Consider the following 1,705-nt stretch of genomic DNA (forward strand, 5'->3'; position numbering starts at 1 on the left):
CGGACTCCCCGTCAACTGGCCCACCACCCTGCCCACCGACCAGACACACCCCACCGACCTCCCCACCTACCCCTTCCAACGACAGCACTACTGGGTGGAGCCGGGTGGCGATCTCGGAAATCCTGTCGCGATCGGACAGGCATCCCCCGATCACCCGCTTCTCGGCTCGTTCATTACGCTTCCAGACGCCGACAGGGCGGTATTCACGGGGCACTTGTCATTGCGGTCACACCCCTGGTTGGGCGACCATACGGTTTTGGATACTGCTCTGTTGCCGGGCGCGGCATTCGTGGAACTGGTGCTCCGGGCGGGCGATCAGTTCGGATGTGATGTCATCGAGGAACTGACACTTGAAGCACCGCTGATACTCCCGAAGCGGGGCGGCGTACAGCTTCAGGTAGTCGTCGAGGAGTCCGACGAGACGCAACGGCGCAGTGTGGCAGTCTATGCCAGGCGGGACGATGTATCCGACTTGCCCTGGCATCGATATGCAAGTGGCGTCTTGGCGGTTGAGCAGCGTCACGTCAACGCAGCATTCCACACATGGCCGCCGGCCGGGGTCGCCGCCATGGAAACGCAAGAGATATATGAGCAGCTCCTTGAGTATGGCCTGAGCTATGGCGACTCGTTCCGTGGCTTGACCGCTGCATGGCGGCGCGGGAAGGAGATCTTCGCTGAAGTCGCTTTGCCTGAGGGGTATGAGAAGTCGGCGGGGCAGTTTGGCATCCATCCAGCCTTGCTGGATGCGACTATGCACGCCGGAAGTGTTGAACTGATTGGCCACGGCGGCGGTCCGATGCTGCCGTTCACGTGGACGGGAGTCGCTCTCCACGCCACTGGCGCGACAAAGCTGCGGGTGTGTCTTTCGTTTGAAGCCGATGACCGGGTCTCCATCATGGCGACCGACGGAGCCGGACAACCAGTTGTCTCCGTGCATTCCATGGTTGCTCGCCGACTCCCCGCCGAAAACCTGGAAGGCAGAAGCCATGCCTTGTCGGACCGACTGGGCGACGGTGCACTCCTGAGTCTCCAGTGGACCTCTCCGATCGAGGTATCGCGCCAGGAATCGACTGGCTGTGTGGTTCTCGGCGCCGAGAGTTCGTGGCTGGTCTCAGGATTGCAGTCGGTCGGCATGAATCCGCTGTGTTATCCGGACGTAAAGGCGCTCTGTGACGCAATCCAGAGCGGGACTCCGGTTCCGGACAATGTCTTCACCGCCGCCGTTTCGGTGTCCGCAGCAGATACGACAACGGATGTCCGCCGATCGACGCTCGCTGTGCTTGAGACAGTGCAGGCTTGGCTGGCCCAGCCGAGTCTGGAGTCCGCCCGTCTGGTAGTCGTGACCCGGGGCTTGACCCAGACCGATACGAACGAGGGGCTGGCAAACGCCGCTGCCATCGGTCTGGTCCGTTCCGCCACGACCGAGCATCCTGGTCGTTTCGCGGTCATCGACATCGATGGGCTCGACTCCTCCTGGCGCTCGCTCCAAGCCGCGGCAATGAGCCGTGAGGAAACGCAGCTGGTCCTGCGCGAAGGAATGGTTCAGTACCCGCGACTTGCCGCGCTTGATGTGCGCAGTGAGCGATCTGTATCCGAAGCCGAACTGCAGGTGCCTGTGGTGGGTGGTTCGGGGACGGTTTTGGTTACTGGTGGGACTGGTGTGTTGGGTGGGTTGGTTGCCCGGCATGTGGTTGGTGTGTGGGGG

1 protein-coding gene is annotated in these 1,705 nt (G+C 62.3%); it reads left to right on the forward strand.

Annotated features, from left to right (window positions below; all coding sequences use genetic code 11):
• A partial coding sequence (locus ACZ499_RS40040; protein WP_468682153.1) for a polyketide synthase dehydratase domain-containing protein occupies positions 1-1,705 on the forward strand: 1,705 nt, incomplete at both ends.

Source organism: Streptomyces sp. NPDC031265 (assembly GCF_055570295.1).